Annotated in this window: 12 protein-coding genes; 4 read left to right on the forward strand and 8 right to left on the reverse strand. The window is 68.2% G+C overall.

The features are described 5' to 3' along the window. Window positions 1–45: 45 nt before the first annotated feature. Together C8C99_RS15355 and C8C99_RS15360 are read left to right on the forward strand one after the other, a co-directional pair. The gene (locus C8C99_RS15355) at window positions 46–1,323 is read left to right on the forward strand and encodes an MFS transporter (protein ID WP_108627191.1); all 1,278 of its coding nucleotides are present in this window, start codon (window positions 46–48) and stop codon (window positions 1,321–1,323) included. 148 nt (window positions 1,324–1,471) lie between these two features. Beyond that, window positions 1,472–1,984, forward strand: coding sequence for a DUF1993 family protein (locus C8C99_RS15360; protein ID WP_108626203.1), 513 nt, complete (start codon window positions 1,472–1,474; stop codon window positions 1,982–1,984). Window positions 1,985–2,102: 118 nt separating this feature from the next. Here C8C99_RS15360 and C8C99_RS15365 read toward each other — a convergent pair whose 3' ends face one another. The 3 genes from C8C99_RS15365 to C8C99_RS15375 all read right to left on the reverse strand — a co-directional run bounded on the left by C8C99_RS15365 (window position 2,103) and on the right by C8C99_RS15375 (window position 3,889). Then, window positions 2,103–2,648 carry an alpha/beta hydrolase gene (locus tag C8C99_RS15365; protein WP_233247239.1) on the reverse strand — a complete coding sequence of 182 codons (546 nt, stop codon included), beginning with the start codon at window positions 2,646–2,648 and terminating at the stop codon, window positions 2,103–2,105. A gap of 258 nt (window positions 2,649–2,906) precedes the next feature. After that, entirely contained in the window at window positions 2,907–3,218 is a 312-nt protein-coding gene (locus tag C8C99_RS15370) for a YciI family protein (RefSeq protein ID WP_108626204.1), read from the reverse strand. 44 nt (window positions 3,219–3,262) lie between these two features. Beyond that, a complete protein-coding gene (locus tag C8C99_RS15375) occupies window positions 3,263–3,889 on the reverse strand; it encodes an FMN-dependent NADH-azoreductase (protein WP_108626205.1) in 627 nt (208 codons plus the stop codon). A gap of 161 nt (window positions 3,890–4,050) precedes the next feature. On the opposite strand from C8C99_RS15375, the gene C8C99_RS15380 reads away from it, so the two are divergent. Together C8C99_RS15380 and C8C99_RS15385 are read left to right on the forward strand one after the other, a co-directional pair. Continuing rightward, window positions 4,051–4,950 carry a LysR substrate-binding domain-containing protein gene (locus C8C99_RS15380; RefSeq protein WP_108626206.1) on the forward strand — a complete coding sequence of 300 codons (900 nt, stop codon included), beginning with the start codon at window positions 4,051–4,053 and terminating at the stop codon, window positions 4,948–4,950. A gap of 224 nt (window positions 4,951–5,174) precedes the next feature. Next, the gene (locus C8C99_RS15385) at window positions 5,175–6,593 is read left to right on the forward strand and encodes a hypothetical protein (protein WP_369867465.1); all 1,419 of its coding nucleotides are present in this window, start codon (window positions 5,175–5,177) and stop codon (window positions 6,591–6,593) included. A gap of 106 nt (window positions 6,594–6,699) precedes the next feature. Here the strand turns inward: C8C99_RS15385 and C8C99_RS15390 are convergent, their stop codons facing one another. The 5 genes from C8C99_RS15390 to C8C99_RS15410 form a co-directional block, all read right to left on the reverse strand. Then, window positions 6,700–8,937, reverse strand: a complete 2,238-nt coding sequence (locus C8C99_RS15390; RefSeq protein WP_108626207.1) for an NADP-dependent isocitrate dehydrogenase — start codon at window positions 8,935–8,937, stop codon at window positions 6,700–6,702. A 241-nt stretch (window positions 8,938–9,178) separates the two neighbouring features. Beyond that, a complete protein-coding gene (gene pdeM / locus C8C99_RS15395; RefSeq protein ID WP_108626208.1) occupies window positions 9,179–9,916 on the reverse strand; it encodes a ligase-associated DNA damage response endonuclease PdeM in 738 nt (245 codons plus the stop codon). 5 nt (window positions 9,917–9,921) lie between these two features. Beyond that, on the reverse strand, window positions 9,922–12,645 hold the full coding sequence (locus tag C8C99_RS15400) for a ligase-associated DNA damage response DEXH box helicase (protein ID WP_108626209.1): 2,724 nt from the start codon (window positions 12,643–12,645) through the stop codon (window positions 9,922–9,924). Next, entirely contained in the window at window positions 12,642–14,339 is a 1,698-nt protein-coding gene (locus C8C99_RS15405; RefSeq protein ID WP_108626210.1) for an ATP-dependent DNA ligase, read from the reverse strand. Before C8C99_RS15405 ends, C8C99_RS15400 begins: the two co-directional genes overlap by 4 nt. Next, window positions 14,336–15,400 (reverse strand): ligase-associated DNA damage response exonuclease, encoded by a 1,065-nt coding sequence (locus tag C8C99_RS15410; protein ID WP_056643480.1) that lies wholly within the window; start codon window positions 15,398–15,400, stop codon window positions 14,336–14,338. The genes C8C99_RS15405 and C8C99_RS15410 overlap by 4 nt, the downstream gene beginning before the upstream one ends. Window positions 15,401–15,731 lie beyond the last annotated feature (331 nt).

Raw genomic sequence — 15,731 nt, forward strand, 5'->3', positions numbered from 1 at the left:
GCCTATCGTAAACCTGCCGAGGCCATGCTGCCTAAGATCGAGACCATGACTGCTTCCACCTCCGGCGCTACCGCCACCACTGCCAACCCCGTCCCCTTGCGGCAGGACGCCCGCACCATCGGCCTCATCGGCCTGGCCCACGGCAGCTCGCACTTCTTTCACATGCTGCTGCCGCCGCTGTTTCCGTGGCTGATCGGGGAGTTCGGCTTCAGCTATTCCGAGCTGGGTCTGCTGGTGTCGGTGTTCTTCGTGATCTCGGGCGTGGGGCAGGCGCTGTCGGGCTTCCTGGTGGATCGCGTGGGCGCGCGGCCGGTGATGTTTTTTGCGCTGTCGAGTTTTGCGGCCGCGGGCCTGGCGGCGGGCACGGCGCAGGGCTACACGGGCCTGCTGCTGGCGGCGGCTTTGGCCGGGCTGGGCAATGCGCCGTTCCACCCGGTGGACTTCACGATTCTGAACAAACGCGTGTCGCCACAGCGCCTGGGGCATGGTTTTTCGGTGCACGGCATCAGCGGTAACCTGGGCTGGGCGACGGCGCCGGTGTTCATGGCGGGCATTGCCACGGCCACAGGCTCATGGCGCACGGCCTGCCTGTGCGGCGGCCTGCTGGCCCTCACGGTGCTGGCCATCATGGTCTGGAACCGCGATGCGATTGACGACCGTAAGGGCGCCTGGGCGCACCAGGCCAAGGGCGGCGCAGCGGCGGCCCAGCCCGAGCACCCCATGGCCTTCCTCAAGCTGCCCTCGGTGTGGCTGTGTTTCTCGTTCTTCTTCTGGAGCACCTGCGCACTGAGCGCCATCCAGAGCTTTGCCAGCCCGGCGCTGCAGTCCATGTACGGCCTGCCGCTGAGCGTGACGGCCATGGTGGTCACGGGCTACATGCTGTGCGGTGCGGCGGGCATGCTGGTGGGCGGTTTTTTGGTGGGCCGTGTGCAGCGGCTGGAGAAGATCATCTCCGTGTGCCTGCTGGGCTCGGCCGCGCTGCTGGTGGTGGTGGCCTCCGGGCTGCTGCCGGGCATGGCGGCGCTGGTGGTGGCCTCGGTGGCAGGGCTGGGCACAGGCCTGGCCGGCCCCTCGCGCGACATGCTGATCAAGCGCGCTGCCCCTCCTGGCGCCACGGGCCGCGTGTATGGCACGGTGTATTCGGGGCTGGACTTGGGCTTTTGCCTGGCGGCCCCGGTGTTCGGCGCCATGCTGGACCACGGCATGACGGCCGGCATCTTCTTTGGCTCGGCCCTGACTCTGGGCCTGAGCGTGGTGTCGGCGGCGCTGGTGGGTGTGGGCGTGGCAGCACGGGCTACGAGGCCCGTGCCTGCAGCGGCCTGAAGGGCCCACGGCGGGGGGGCTCTGTACGGCGCCCAGCACGCCGCGCGGGCCTGTGTTGCAATCCTTGTCGGTGGCGCCGGGGCCCTGGTTGGCAGGGCCCAGAGCGGCGCCCTTTGTTTTCTTTCAACACACTTCCAGGACACCGCCCATGACGACCCCCATGTACAACGCCAGCATTCCCGTCTTTCGCCAGATGCTGGGCTCGCTCCAGGATATCCTGGCCAAGACCGAGGCCCATGCCACGGCCCGCAAGATCGAGCCGGACGCGCTGCTGCAGGCCCGCCTGTTCCCCGACATGTTCCCCATGGCCCGCCAGGTGCTGATCGCCTGCGATTTTGCCAAGGGCGTGGCCGCGCGCCTGGCCGGTGTGGAGGTGCCTTCGCTGCCCGACGCCGAGCGCCCCGGTTTTGCCGACCTGAACGAGCGCATCAGCACCGTGCTGGCGTTCATCGAAGGCCTGCCGCAGGCCGCGTTTGCCGAGGCCGCCACGCGCCAGATCACCATCCAGCCCGGCACGCCGCGCGAGAAGCAGTTTGTGGGCGAACACTACCTGCTGCACTACGGCCTGCCGCAGTTCTTCTTCCATGTGAACGCGACCTACGCCATCGCGCGCCACAACGGCGTGGAGCTGGGCAAGCGCGACTACATGGGCAAGATTTGATGCTGCATAGGCGGCTCCGTGGTTGCTGAACCATTGTGGTGCCGCATCCATCCACCGGAACCGCTCGCGCCCAAAGAGACCCACACCCTGCCCTGCAGGCATAGCCTTTCAGCGCTTTCTATCGCCTGCCCGACGCCGCCCGCTCGATGAGTGCCACCACGGCCTGCGGGTGGCTTACCAGCGACATGTGGCTGGAGCGCACGGTGGCCACTGTGGCGCCGATGCCTTGCGCCATGGCGCGCTGTGCCGCAGGCGGTAAGGCCTGGTCGTTCTCCGTGACGAGGTACCAACTGGGCTTGTGACGCCAGGCTGTGGCACCCAGCCTGTCGCCAAATGCGCGGGCCGAGATCGGCTGCTGCACAGCCGCCAGCTGTGCGGCCCGGGCTGTGGGCACGTCGGCGGCCATGACATGCCGGTAGACCTCGGGATCGTCCAGCCAGACCAGCCCCTGCGCATCGGGCGCGAGCCCGTCCATGGGGGCTTGCAGCCTGGCGAGCAGGTCGGTGACCGATTCACCTGCGTCGGGTACCAGGGCAGAGAGATACACCAGGCCGCGGACGTTGTCGGCCATGCCGGCTTCGGTAATGACGGCGCCAGCCCATGAGTGGCCGACGAGAAGGGTGTCGCCCGTCTGCCGAGCCAGCACGCGGCGTGTGGCCGCCACATCGCTCCGCGAGCGAGGTCAGCGGGTTCTGCACCGCCGTGACGTGATAGCCCTTGCGCTGCAGCCGCTCTATCACGGGCCCCCAGCTCGATCCGTCGGCAAAAGCGCCATGCACCAGCACGATGTTGCGCACGCCAGGCACAGCGGGACCGGGCCCGGCGGCTGACTGCGGCACCACACAACTGGTCGCCAGCATGACCAGCAGCGATGCAGGCCAGCGTTTGAGCCGGGATGCCCCCGGCATGGCTGATGCGCGCATCACGCCACCACCTTGGCCTCGGGGGCCCAGTCAGCCGGAAAAACCCCGGCGCGCAGGGCTGCGCCAAAGCCGAGCACAGCGTGCTCCACCAGGCGGCGCTGGGCAAAGGAATCCTGCGCAAGCATCTGGTCCAGTGTCTCGCGGTTCTCGCTGCGCGCCAGCACCAGGCCCCCTGTCCGGTCCTCCAGCGGACCCGCCACCAGGATGCGGCCAGCGCGAGTGTGTTCCACCAGCCAGTCGCGGTGGGTGTCCAGGTGCGCGTGGACTTCTTCAACGGGGCGGATGTAGCGCAAGGTGACAAGGTAAAGCATGGGGTTCTCCTGTGGATCGAAAAATGGCTGTAGCGGTGCTGCGTTCAGTGCGCTGGGGCGGAATCTGGCGACAGATCGGCCACTGCGGCGTAGGCCCCTCGCATGGACGTTTCCCGCGCCTCGGGGCCGCGGGAGAGGTTCTCGGCCCGGACTACCTGCACGTCGGTGATGCCGATGAACGCCAGGACGGCGCGCAGATAGCTTTCCTGGAAATCCAGGGGCGCCAGCGCGCCACTCGAATACAGGCCGCCGCGGCTTGATGCAATGAACACCCGTTTGCCTGTGGCCAGGCCCACCGGACCCTGCGCGGTGTACTGGAACGTGCGACCCGGCTGCACCACACGGTCGATCCACGCCTTCAGCTGGCTGGCCACCGAGAAGTTGTACATCGGTGCGCCGATGACGAGGATGTCGCTGGCCAGCAGTTCGGCCACGAGCGTTTGCGAACGCGCGTGCTCGACGGCCGTGGCCGCGTGGGCGGGTGGCGTGATGGGCCGAAAGCCCGCAGCGATGGCGCCGTCCAGGTGTGGAATAGCTTCCGCGACGAGATCGCGGTAGTTCACGGTCGCTGTGGGGTGCTGACGCAGCAGCCCGGCCACGATGGCCTGGCTGAGTGCGCGCGACGCGGAGCTGTCGGCGAGGATGCTGGAGTCGAGATGGAGAATCTGCATGGAATGCCTGGTTGGGAAGAGATCGTTGAAAAGCGGTGGCGCGGGGCCCGGAACGGCCGGCAGCGTGAGCGCGGTGTCCAGGCCCCAAGCATCCGCAAACGCGCCGCGCCTGTCCAAGACGGAATGTGAGACAGTTCAGACCTGAAAGGACTGAACCCGCCATGTTTGAACTGCGCCAGCTGCGTTACTTCATTGCCGTCGCCGAAACCGAAAACGTGGGCCGTGCGGCTGAGCTGCTGCACATCTCGCAGTCGCCGCTGAGCCGGCAGATTCAGCAGCTGGAAGCGCAGCTGGGTGTGCCGCTGTTCGAACGCAGCAAGAAGCGCCTCCACCTCACGCAGGAGGGACGCGACTTTCTGGCCGAGGCGCGCGTGCTGATGGCCAACGCCCAGCGCGTGGAGGCATTCGGACGCCGCCTCGGCGCCGGGGGGGCCGGGCATCTGGCGGTGGGCTACGTGGAAGGGGCGATGCAGGCCAACGTGCTGGGCCCTGCGCTGCGCCGGTTCCGGCGCGCGCACCCTGGGGTGGCGCTGTCTCTGCAGGGGCTGGGCTCGGGCGTGCAGTTCGAGCGCCTGCACCAGCACACGCTGGACCTCGGGTTGACCTACCGGGCCCCGCCCGAGGCATCCGGGCTGCACAGCGCCCAAGTAGTGGATGAACCCCTGGTTCTGGCCCTGCCTCCGGACGACCCGCTGCGCAAGGTGCGGCACCTGCAGCCCGCGCAGCTGCACGAGCGCCCCTGGATTGCCGTGGCCCGCCAGCCGGTGGATACCATCCGCCCCGCGCTGCTGGCGGGCTGCCAGCGCGCCGGGTTCACACCCGACATCGTGTACGAAACCTCAGACCCGCAGTCCGCGCTGCAACTGGTGGGGGCCGGCCTGGGACTGGCCGTAGTGCAGGCCAGCCTGGGTACCGCCCATGCACCACGGGACGTGCTCCTGCGCGAGCTGCCGTGGCTGGACTTGCGCGTGAGCGTGCATCTGGTGTGGCGCGCGGATGACCCCCGGCCCTGGGTAGCGCAGTTTCGCCAAGCTGTGGCGAAGGCGGCTTCTTCTGCGTAGCCCCAGGAAAGAGGGCTTACACAGCGCACGCGGCGGCGCAGCGCGATATACATCTGCAATGTCTCTCAGTAGCATCTTCCCCGCGTGCTGCCGACAGAAGGTCCAGCACCGAAAAGATCGCCCCCTGGGCATCGTCTGCGGGTTGGCCCGAAGCCGGCATATCTCCGGCGCCCCTACGATGTGCCGGTACGCACTTTGCCTTTTCTTTTTTACTCGCCCGTACCATGCCTCACACCCTGCGATATCCCCCCGGCAGCCCGCTCCGCGCCCGCCTGGTTGCCCGGGGGCTGGCCTTGGCGCTGGCCCTGCCCTTATGTGCCAGCCTTTGGGGCTGCGCGGGTGCTGCGCCGCCTGCGCCGGTGCAAGGACCCGCAACGCCCGAGGCGGCGCCCCATGCCAGCACATGCCCTGCGGAGCTCGCGCACTTGGCGCGCTGCCTGGCAGGCCGGGACAGTGCTGGCGCCTACTACCTGATCGCCCTGCCGCAGCAGTGGAACGGCCACCTGGTGCTGCACGCCCACGGCGGCCCGGCCCTGGGCGCGCCGAAGATGGAGCGGTCGGTGGAAGACCTGGAGCGCTGGGCCATCATGGTCCGCGCGGGGTACGCGTGGGCGGGCAGCACCTTCCGCCAGGGCGGCGTGGAGGTGCGTGCCGCCGCCGAGGACACCGAGCGGCTGCGCCAGATCTTCGTGCGCCATGTGGCCCAGCCGCAGCGCACCATCCTGCACGGCCAGTCCTGGGGCGCCAGCGTGGCGTCCAAGGGGGCCGAGATGTTCCAGACCACGGCCGACGGCAAGCGCCCCTACGACGCCGTGCTGCTCACCAGCGGCGTGCTGGCGGGCGGCACACGCTCGTACGACTTCCGCACCGACCTGCGCGTGGTCTACCAGTACCTGTGCAACAACCACCCCCGGCCCAACGAGGCGCAGTACCCGCTGAACATCGGCCTGCCTGCCGATGCGGCGATGACGCAGGCGGACCTGGCCGCGCGCGTGAACGAATGCCTGGCGCTGAACAAGCCCGCTGCCGAGCGCACGCCCGAGCAACAGCGCAAAGTCAAAACCATCGTGGATGTGATCCGCATCCCGGCCAGCTCCATCCAGGGCCACATGAACTGGGCCACCTTCCACTTCCGCGACGTGGTGCAGCACCGCACGGGCGGCGCCAGTCCGTTTGGCAACCGGGGTGTGCAGTACCGGGGCTCGCCCGACGATGCCGCCCTGAACGCCGCCGTGCTGCGCTACCGTGCCGACCCCGCTGCCGTGGCCCGCTTCGCGCAAGACACGGACCTGACCGGCCGCATCCCCGTGCCCGTGCTCACCGTCAAGGGCGTGGACGACCCCACGGCCTTTGTCGAGCTGGACGCGGCCTTCCGGGCCACCATGGCACAAGGCGGCAGCGCGGACCGCCTGGTGCAGACCTTCACCCAGCACAACACCCACAGCTACCTGAGCGACCCCACCTATCCCACGCTGATGACCGCGCTGCTGCGCTGGGTGGACAAGGGCGATAAGCCCACGCCCGAGGGCATTGCGCGGCAGTGCGCTGGCATGGAGGCCCTGTTTGGCAAGGGCTGCGCCTTTCTGCCCGGCTATGCACCGGCTGCGCTGAACACCCGCGTGGCCGACCGCGAACGGCCGTAGGTTGTTTTCTGTGGCGGTTCCCGCTGCCCCATAAAAAAAGGCCCCGCAGAGCGGGGCCTTTTTTTATGCTGCTGCGACGCAGGGCCGCAGCAGCGGGGGGCCTGCATCAGACCGCCACGGCCTTGAGGGCTTCGTTCAGCGTCTTGCTGGGGCGCATCACGGCGTCCAGCTTGGCCACGTCGGGCAGGTAGTAGCCACCGATGTCGGCGGGCGCGCCCTGCACGGCGGCCAGCTCGGCAACGATGGTCTGCTCGTTGTCGGCTAGTTGCTTGGCCAGTGGAGCGAACAGTTTGGCCAGTTCGGCGTCGGCCGTCTGTGCGGCCAGCTCTTGCGCCCAGTACAGGGCCAGGTAGAACTGGCTGCCACGGTTGTCCAACTGGCCGGTCTTGGGCGAGGGGTTCTTGTTGTTGTCCAGCAGCTTGCCCGTGGCGGCGTCCAGCGTCTGGGCCAACACCTTGGCCTTGCCGTTGCCGGTCTTCAGGCCCAGGTCTTCCAGCGACACGGCCAGCGCCAGGAACTCACCCAGCGAATCCCAGCGCAGGTGGTTTTCTTCCACCAGCTGCTGCACGTGCTTGGGGGCCGAGCCGCCCGCCCCGGTTTCGTACATGCCGCCACCGGCCATCAGGGGCACGATGGACAGCATCTTGGCCGAGGTGCCCAGTTCCATGATGGGGAACAGGTCGGTCAGGTAGTCGCGCAGGATGTTGCCGGTGGCGCTGATGGTGTCCAGGCCGCGGATCACGCGTTCCAGCGTGTAGCGCATCGCACGCACCTGGCTCATGATCTGGATGTCCAGGCCGGTGGTGTTGTGCTCGTGCAGGTACATCTTGACCTTGGTGATCAGCTGCGCTTCGTGCGGACGGTACGAGTCGAGCCAGAACACCACAGGCATGCCGGAGTTGCGGGCGCGGTTCACGGCCAGCTTGACCCAGTCGCGGATCGCGGCGTCCTTGACCTGGCACATGCGCCAGATGTCGCCTTGCTCCACGTTCTGGCTCAGCAGCACTTCGCCCGTGGCCAGGTCGGTGATGTTGGCCACGCCGTCTTCAGGGATTTCGAAGGTCTTGTCGTGCGAGCCGTACTCTTCGGCCTGCTGCGCCATCAGGCCCACGTTGGGCACGGTGCCCATGGTCTTGGGGTCGAACGCGCCGTGCCATTTGCAGAAGTTGATGATCTCCTGGTAGATGCGGGCGAAGGTCGATTCGGGCATCACGGCCTTCACGTCCTTCAGGCGGCCGTTGGCGTCCCACATCTTGCCGCCGTTGCGGATCATGGCGGGCATGGAGGCGTCCACGATGATGTCGTTGGGCGAGTGGAAGTTGGTGATGCCCTTGGCCGAGTCCACCATGGCCAGCTCGGGGCGGTGCTCGTGGCAGGCGTGCAGGTCGCGCTTGATCTCGTCGCGCTGGCTTTGCGGCAGGGTTTCGATCTTGGTGTACAGGTCCACCATGCCGTTGTTCACGTTCACGCCCAGTTCTTCAAAGGTCTTGGCGTGTTTGGCGAACGCGTCCTTGTAGAAGATGCGCACGCAGTGGCCGAACACGATGGGGTGGGACACCTTCATCATCGTGGCCTTCACGTGCAGCGAGAACATCACGCCCGTCTTGCGCGCGTCTTCGATTTCCTTCTCGTAGAACTCCAGCAGCGCCTTCTTGCTCATGAACATGCTGTCGATCACTTCGCGGTCGAGCAGGCTGACCTTGGGCTTCAAGACGATGGCCTTGCCGCTCTTGGTGATCAGCTCCATCTTCACGTCACGGGCGCGGTCCAGCGTGATGGACTTTTCGCCGTGGTAGAAGTCGCCGGCGTGCATGTGCGACACATGCGAGCGCGAAGCCTGGCTCCACTCGGCCATGCTGTGCGGGTTCTTGCGCGCGTATTCCTTCACGGCCTTGGGCGCGCGGCGGTCGGAGTTGCCTTCGCGCAGCACGGGGTTCACGGCCGAGCCAGTGCACTTGCTGTAGCGGGCTTTGAGTTCCTTTTCCTTGTCGTCCTTGGGCTGGTCCGGGTAGTCGGGCAGCGCGTAGCCCTTGGCCTGCAGTTCGGCGATGGCCGCCTTGAGCTGCGAAACGGATGCGGAGATGTTGGGCAGCTTGATGATGTTGGCATCGGGCTGCAGCGTCTTCTTGCCCAGGTCGGCCAGGTTGTTGGGCACGCGCTGTTCTTCGGTCAGGTAGTCGGAGAACTCACCCAGGATGCGTGCTGCCACCGAGATGTCGCTCTCCAGCACGTTGATGCCTGCCGGTGCCGCAAACGTGCGAATGATGGGCAGGAAGGAAGCCGTGGCCAGACGGGGTGCCTCGTCGGTCAGGGTGTAGATGATGGAAGGTTGCTGGGTCGTCATGGCTTGTCTCACGAAACAGAGTAGGTAGATGCCCCCGGCTGCGTCGCAGCGGGGCCAAACGCGGATGCTCTCTGATTCTCCTTGCTCGGGGCTGTCACAGCCCGCTGTTTTTGCAATCGAATCTCACAATGCAAAATTATCATAAGCCCAGGGCACTTTTTTTCACCAAATAGGCGGTAATCACCCTGCGGCCCCCTGCAGTTTGATCGTCTTGGCGCCCGCGCGCCACCCCCTGCAGACCCTACGAAAAAGTCCCTGGAACAGCCACCACCCGGCCAGGCAGCACCGCAAACTGCGCCCAGTGCGCAGGCAGGGTGTCGGGCGCCGTGCCGGTGAAGGCCCCGAAGGCGGGCAGGACCAACTGCCCGTTGCCCCAGCCAAAGCAGGGCGTCCGCAGCGCATCGCGTGCCGGGCCGCGCAGCCGCAGCGTGGGGTGCAGGTGCCCGGCAATCACCGTGTGGCCCGCCACCGCCTGCGGGTGGTGGCAGGCCAGCACCGGCGCCTCGGCGCAGGGCAACCAGGGCTCGTTGACCAGCGCCACCGCCAGCGCCGCCGGTGGGTCGCCTGCATGCAGGTCGTGGTTGCCGCGCACCAGGGTCATCGCCACATGCGCATGGCGCTGGCGCCAGGGCAGCAACTGCTGCCACAGCGCATCGGCCGCGCCGCTGCGCGCGTGCAGAAAGTCCCCCAAGAACACCAGGTGGTCGGCACCAGTGGCAGCCAGCACCGCATCCAGCCGCTCTAGGTTGTCGGCCGTGGTGCCATGGGGCACCGGCTGCCCCGCGCGGCGGAAGGTGGCCGCCTTGCCGAAATGCACATCCGCCACCAGCACCATGCGTGTGGCGGGCCACCACAGCGCGCGCTGGGGCAGCAGCTGGAGGGCGGTGCCGCAGGGGAGGGTGATGGCGTGGGAACCCATGGGGAGCGCAGGGACGGCCTGCGTCTCGGGGGCGGATGTGTGAAAGGGAAGCGTGGTCATCGTGCTCAGAATCCGTGGCGTCTGCGGGCGCGGCGCGGGGCGTCCCCAGCCGCAGCCTGGCGCGCGCGAGGTGTGCGGGGCCCAGAGCTTTCGGGCAGGTCCCACACGATGTCCGTGGGCTGCGCGGCATGCTGCGCAAGGTGCGTGCCCGTGGTGGCGTCGGCCGCTTGCTCCAGCGCCTGCACCATGCGCGCCAGCCGGTCGGCCAGGGTCTCGGTGCTCAGGCGTTCGCGAAAGCGCTCCACCATCAGCGCCAGGGCGAATGGGGTGGGGCGCTCCAGCGCGTGGATGGACAGGGTCTGCGCCTGCATGCCGCGCAGCGTGCGCGCCAGGCGCTCCATGTCCAGTTCGTTCGTTAGCAGCTCAGCGCGTGCCTGGGCCAGCAGCAGGTTGTCGGGGTCGTACTGGGCAAACACGTCGTAGTACAGCGACGACGACGCCTGCAACTGGCGGCTGCTGCGCTGCTCGCCGGGGTGGCTTTGAAAGATGAGCCCCGCAATGCGCGCGATCTCGCGGAAGCGCCTGCGCGCCATCTCGGTGGCGTTCAGGCTGGCCAGCACTTCGTCTTCGAGCCCGCTGCCGATGGTGGTGTGCGTGCCTTCGCCAATCAGGCGCGGCAGCAGCGTGGCCCAGTCCACGGGCTTGGCCGACAGCAGCTCCAGCCCGTAGTCGTTGATTGCGATGGAGAAGGTGTTGGGCACTTGTTTCGACGCGCGCCAGCCCAGCAGGCCGGCCAGGCCCAGGTGCACCAGGCGGCCAGCCAGCGGGTACAGGTACAGGTGCCAGCCCTCGCGGGTGTGCAGGGTCTCGGTCACCAGGCGGCTGGGTGTGGGCAGGGCCGACCAGGCCTGCTGCAGCTCCAGCAGCGGCTGGGCGCAGCGCATCTCGGGCGTGGAGAACTCGCCGCGCTCGGCCTGCGCCAGCTGCTCCAGCATCGCATCGGCCAGCGTGTTCGACAGCGGCATGCGCCCGCCGCTCCAGCGCGGCAGGGCGGCGCTGCCCTTGGGGGCGATGCGCACATAGGCCGTCATCTGCTGGGTGCGCACCAGCTCCAGCAGCCGGCCTGCAAACATGAACACATCGCCCTTGCGTAGCCGGGCGATAAAGCTCTCTTCCACCGACCCTAGTCGCCCGCCGCTCACAAACTGCACCTGCATGGCGGCGTCGCTCACGATGGTGCCGATGTTGCTGCGGTGGCGACGCGCCAGGCGGGCATCGGGCACGCGCCAGATACCTTCGTCGTCGGGCACCACGCGGTGAAAGTCCGGGTAGGTGGCCAGCGATGCGCCACCCTGGCGCACGAACTGCAGTGCCCACTGCCAGTCGTTGTCGGCCAAGGCCGCGTAGGCCGGGGCGCGGCGCACTTCGGCCAGCAGTGCATCGGGCACAAAGCCGCCGCCCAGCGCCACCGTGACCAGGTGCTGTACCAGCACATCCAGCGGCGCACGTGGCGTGTGCCGGTCTTCAATGCGGCCCTGTGCCAGCGCATGGCGCGCGGCGGCAGCTTCCACCAGCTCCAGGCTGTGCGTGGGCACCAGTGTGATGCTGGAGCTGCGCCCCGGCGCATGGCCCGAGCGGCCCGCGCGCTGCACCAGCCGCGCCACGCCCTTGGCCGAGCCGATCTGCAGCACCTGTTCCACGGGCAAAAAGTCCACGCCCAGGTCCAGGCTGGACGTACAGACCACTGCCTTGAGCTGCCCGGCCTTGAGGCCTTGCTCCACCCAGTCGCGTACCTCATGCCCCAGCGACCCGTGGTGTAGCGCAATGGCGCCGGCCCAGTCGGGCCGCGCCTCCAGCAGCGCCTGGTACCAGCGCTCGGCTTGCGACCGGGTGTTGGTGAACACCAGGGTGGACGCCGCCGCTTCGATCGACTGCACCACCTGCGGCAGCAGGCTCAGCCCCATGTGGCCCGCCCAGGCAAAGCGGTCGGCCCGCGCGGGCAGCATCACCTGCACCTCCAGCTGCTTGTCGATGCGGCCCTGCACCAGCGTGGCGGGCGGTGGTTGCGGCGCGCCGGGCGCGCTGGGCGCAGGTTGGGGCAGCAAGGTGTGCAGGGCCTCCTCCAGGTTGCCCAGCGTGGCCGACATGCCCCACACCTGCAGCGCAGGGTTCCAGCCGGACAGGCGCGCCAGCGCCAGTTGCACCTGCACGCCGCGCTTGTTGCCCACCAGCTCGTGCCACTCGTCCACCACCACTAGGCGCACGCTGGCCAGGCGTTCGCGCGCATCGGCACGGGCCAGCAGCAGCGAGACGCTTTCGGGCGTGGTCACCAGCAGCGTGGGCAGGCGGCGGTCTTGCGCTGCGCGCTCGCCGCTGGGGGTGTCGCCGGTGCGCAGGCCGCTGGTCCAGGTGGGGGCCAGGTCGGGCAGTGGCGCCTGCAGCGCGCGCAGCGAATCGGCAGCCAATGCGCGCATGGGCGTGATCCACAGCACGGTGAGGGGTGGTGCCGCAGCGCGGCGCGTGCGCAGGGCGGTGCGGGCGTTGTGGGCTTCTTCAGGCTCCGGTGCGGCATCGGCCCGCGCCAGGTGCTGCAGCGCGCCCAGCCACACCGCATAGGTCTTGCCCGCGCCCGTGGTGGCGTGCAGCAGGCCCGAGCGGCCCTCGCCCATCGCGCGCCACACGTCGTGCTGAAAGCCAAAGGGCTGCCAGCCGCGCGCGGCCATCCAGTCGGCTGCGGCACTCGGTGCCACCGGGGGCAGGGCCTTGCGCGGGCGGCGGGTGGTGCTCATGCCGCAACGCCCTGCCCTGGCAGCAGTGCCATCAGCGTTTGCAAGGTATCGGCCTCGGCCACGGGCTTGTCTTGCCGCCAGCGCAGCATGCGCGGAAAGCGCACGGCAAGGCCGCTCTTGTGGCGCGGGCTGCGCGCAATGCCCTCGAAGCCCAGCTCAAACACCAGCGTCGCGTCCACGCTGCGCACCGGCCCAAAGCTCTCGCGCGTGGTCTTGCGGACGATAGCGTCCACCTGCGCAATCTCGGCATCGGTCAGGCCCGAATAGGCCTTGGCAAACGGCACCAGCTGGCGCTCCGGGTCGTCCTGCGGCCCGGTCCACACGGCAAAGGTGTAGTCGGTGTACAGGCTGGCACGGCGGCCGTGGCCGCGCTGGGCGTAGATGAGCACCGCGTCCACGCTCATGGGGTCGATCTTCCACTTCCACCACACGCCCACATCCTTGGTGCGGCCCACGCCGTACTGCGCGCTGCGGTGCTTGAGCATGAAGCCCTCCGTGCCCGTACTGCGTGCAGCCTCGCGCTGTCGTGCGAGGTCTTGCCAGCCGTCGCCATGCAGCAGTGCGCTCAGGCGCAGGGCCTTATGGGGTGGGGGGGCGATGGCGGTGTCATCAGGCGGCTGCAGCGTGGTCTCCAGCAGCGCGCGGCGGGCTTGTTGCGGCTCTTGGCGCAGGTCTTGCCCGGCGTGTTCGAGCAGGTCGTAGGCCACCAGCACCACGGGCAGCTCGCGCAGCAGCTTGGGGGTCAGGCTCTTGCGGCCCAGGCGCTTTTGCAGGTCGGCAAAGGGGCGGGGCTGGGGCTCATCGGGCAGCCAGACCAGGATCTCGCCATCGACCACCGTGCCATCGGGCAGGGCCGCCAGGGCGGCCTCGGCCAGTTCGGGAAAGCGGTCGGTCACCAGTTCCTCGCCGCGCGACCAGACCCAGACTGCGCCTGCGCGCCGCACGATCTGCGCGCGGATGCCGTCCCACTTCCATTCCACCAGCCAGTCGCCGGGCGTGCCCAGCAGTGCGGGCATGTCGGCCACAGGCTGGTTGAACGGGTGGGCCAGAAAGAAGGGGTAGGGCTGGCCTGCATCGGCGGCATCCTGCGTATTGGCATCGTCGTCCACCGGCGCGATCAGTGCCTGGTAGTCGCTGGCCTGCGGCTGCCTGCCGATCTGCGTGTAGCCCATCAGCCGATGGGCGATGCGCTTGGGGTCCAGCGCACTCACCGTGGCCAGCGCCTGCGTCACCTGCAGGCGCGACACCCCCACGCGGAAGTTGCCGGTGATGAGCTTGAAGTACACAAAGCGCTGCTCAGATGCCAGCATGTCCCATTGCGTGCGCAGACGGGTATCGACCTCATCGGGCGGCAGGGTGCGCAGGGGCAGCAGCTGGGCCATCCATTCGGCCAGTGTCAGTTCGGTGGGCTGGGTGGGCAGCGGCAGCAGCAGCGCCAGCGTTTCGGCCAGGTCGCCCACGGCCTGGTAGCTTTCCTCGAACAGCCACTCGGGCAGGCCCGCAGCCTCTTGAGCCAGCACCTTGAGGCGCTTGGTGGGCACTATCTGGCGGGGTTTGCCGCCTGCGAGAAAGTACGTGGCCCAGGCTGCATCGGCGGGCGGTGCCACGCGCAGGTAAGCCACCAGTGCCGCGAGTTTGGCCGACTGTGCGGTGGTGGCGTCGAGCGCCTGGAACAGCTGGGCAAAGGCCTTCATGCGGCTGCCTCGGGTGTAGGTGTGCTGCCTGGCACCTCAGGCGCCGCCCCTGCATCGTCCTCGTTGTCATCGGCGCCGTATTCGGTGGCGAACACCTGGGCGTCCAGCCCTTGCTCGCACAGCCAGCGCACCATCACGGCCGTGCTGCCATGCGTCACGATGATGCGCTCCGCGCCCGTGGCGCCAATGGCTTTCTGCAGGCTCGGCCAGTCGGCGTGGTCGCTCATCACAAAGCCCCGGTCTACGCCCCGGCGTCGGCGTGCGCCGCGCACCAGCATCCAGCCGCTGGCAAACGCGTCGGAGTGTTCGCCAAACCGGCTGAGCCACGGTGTGCCCGCTGCCGAGGGCGGGGCCAGCACCAGTGCGCGTTTCAGGTCCGCCTTGGTCAGGCCTGGGTCCGTCACACGCAGCGTAGGTGGTAGGTCTACACCGGCCGCGCGATACACGGCATTGAGCGGCTCCACCGCGCCATGCACCACGATGGGCCCGATGCTGGCATCCACGCCATGCAGCAGCCGCTGCGCCTTGCCGAAGGCATACGCATACAGCACGCTGGCCTTGCCCGCCGCAGCGTTGGCCGTCCACCAGGCATTGATGTCGGCAAACAGCACGGGCTGCGAGGGCCAGCGGTAGATGGGCAGGCCAAAGGTGGATTCGGTGATGAAGGTGTGGCAGCGCATCGGCTCGAACGGTGGGCAGGTGCCATCGTCTTCGAGCTTGTAGTCGCCCGAGGCCACCCATACTTGGCCGCCGTGTTCGACGCGCACCTGGGCCGAGCCCAGCACATGGCCCGCTGGGTGCAGCGAAACGCGCACGCCATGGTGGTCGATGACCTTGCCGTAGGCCAGTGTCTGTAGTGCGATGTCCGCCCCCAGCCGGTTGCGCAGCGTGCCCGCGCTGTCCTCGTGTGCCAGGTAGTGGGCCGAGCCCATGCGTGCGTGGTCTGAATGGGCGTGTGTGATCACGGCCCGCTCCACCGGCCGCCAGGGGTCGATGTAGAAGTCGCCATGCGGGCAGTACAGGCCTTCGGGGCGGTGGACGATCAAGTCATTGCGGAGCATGCGTGTGGCATCGTAGGCGGCAAGGCAAAGTCGGTGGGGCCGCCCGGGTTTGCGCGGCGGGGTGTTGCAGGCCTTTTGGGCATTCAATCTGCTGCATGCGCCGGTGTTATATGCCTTGTTCGCTATCAATAATGAAGCGTTTGGTCTGCGGGGTCGTCCCGCTGCCGGAGCATGCCCTCCATCATCCCGTTGTGGATTGGGCCGTCTGCAGGACTGCGCCGCGTTCTGCGTACCGGCGCCTGTCTTTACTGCAAAACACCACGCCCGTAGGATGGCGTCGCCTGCGGCGCTGGCCCGCAGCCGGGGATTCATCCATGCGCTTGTATCCGTC

It is taken from the genome of Acidovorax sp. 107 (assembly GCF_003058055.1).
Taxonomy (GTDB): domain Bacteria; phylum Pseudomonadota; class Gammaproteobacteria; order Burkholderiales; family Burkholderiaceae_C; genus Acidovorax.

Bases quoted from the DNA above. Each gene is read 5' to 3' on its own strand.
- C8C99_RS15355 (WP_108627191.1), top strand. From the start codon at position 46: ATGACTGCTTCCACCTCCGGCGCTACCGCCACCACTGCCAACCCCGTC.
- C8C99_RS15360 (WP_108626203.1), top strand. From the start codon at position 1,472: ATGACGACCCCCATGTACAACGCCAGCATTCCCGTCTTTCGCCAGATG.
- C8C99_RS15370 (WP_108626204.1), bottom strand. From the start codon at position 3,218: ATGCTTTACCTTGTCACCTTGCGCTACATCCGCCCCGTTGAAGAAGTC.
- C8C99_RS15375 (WP_108626205.1), bottom strand. From the start codon at position 3,889: ATGCAGATTCTCCATCTCGACTCCAGCATCCTCGCCGACAGCTCCGCG.
- C8C99_RS15380 (WP_108626206.1), top strand. From the start codon at position 4,051: ATGTTTGAACTGCGCCAGCTGCGTTACTTCATTGCCGTCGCCGAAACC.
- C8C99_RS15385 (WP_369867465.1), top strand. From the start codon at position 5,175: ATGCCTCACACCCTGCGATATCCCCCCGGCAGCCCGCTCCGCGCCCGC.
- C8C99_RS15390 (WP_108626207.1), bottom strand. From the start codon at position 8,937: ATGACGACCCAGCAACCTTCCATCATCTACACCCTGACCGACGAGGCA.
- pdeM (WP_108626208.1), bottom strand. From the start codon at position 9,916: ATGACCACGCTTCCCTTTCACACATCCGCCCCCGAGACGCAGGCCGTC.
- C8C99_RS15400 (WP_108626209.1), bottom strand. From the start codon at position 12,645: ATGAGCACCACCCGCCGCCCGCGCAAGGCCCTGCCCCCGGTGGCACCG.
- C8C99_RS15405 (WP_108626210.1), bottom strand. From the start codon at position 14,339: ATGAAGGCCTTTGCCCAGCTGTTCCAGGCGCTCGACGCCACCACCGCA.
- C8C99_RS15410 (WP_056643480.1), bottom strand. From the start codon at position 15,400: ATGCTCCGCAATGACTTGATCGTCCACCGCCCCGAAGGCCTGTACTGC.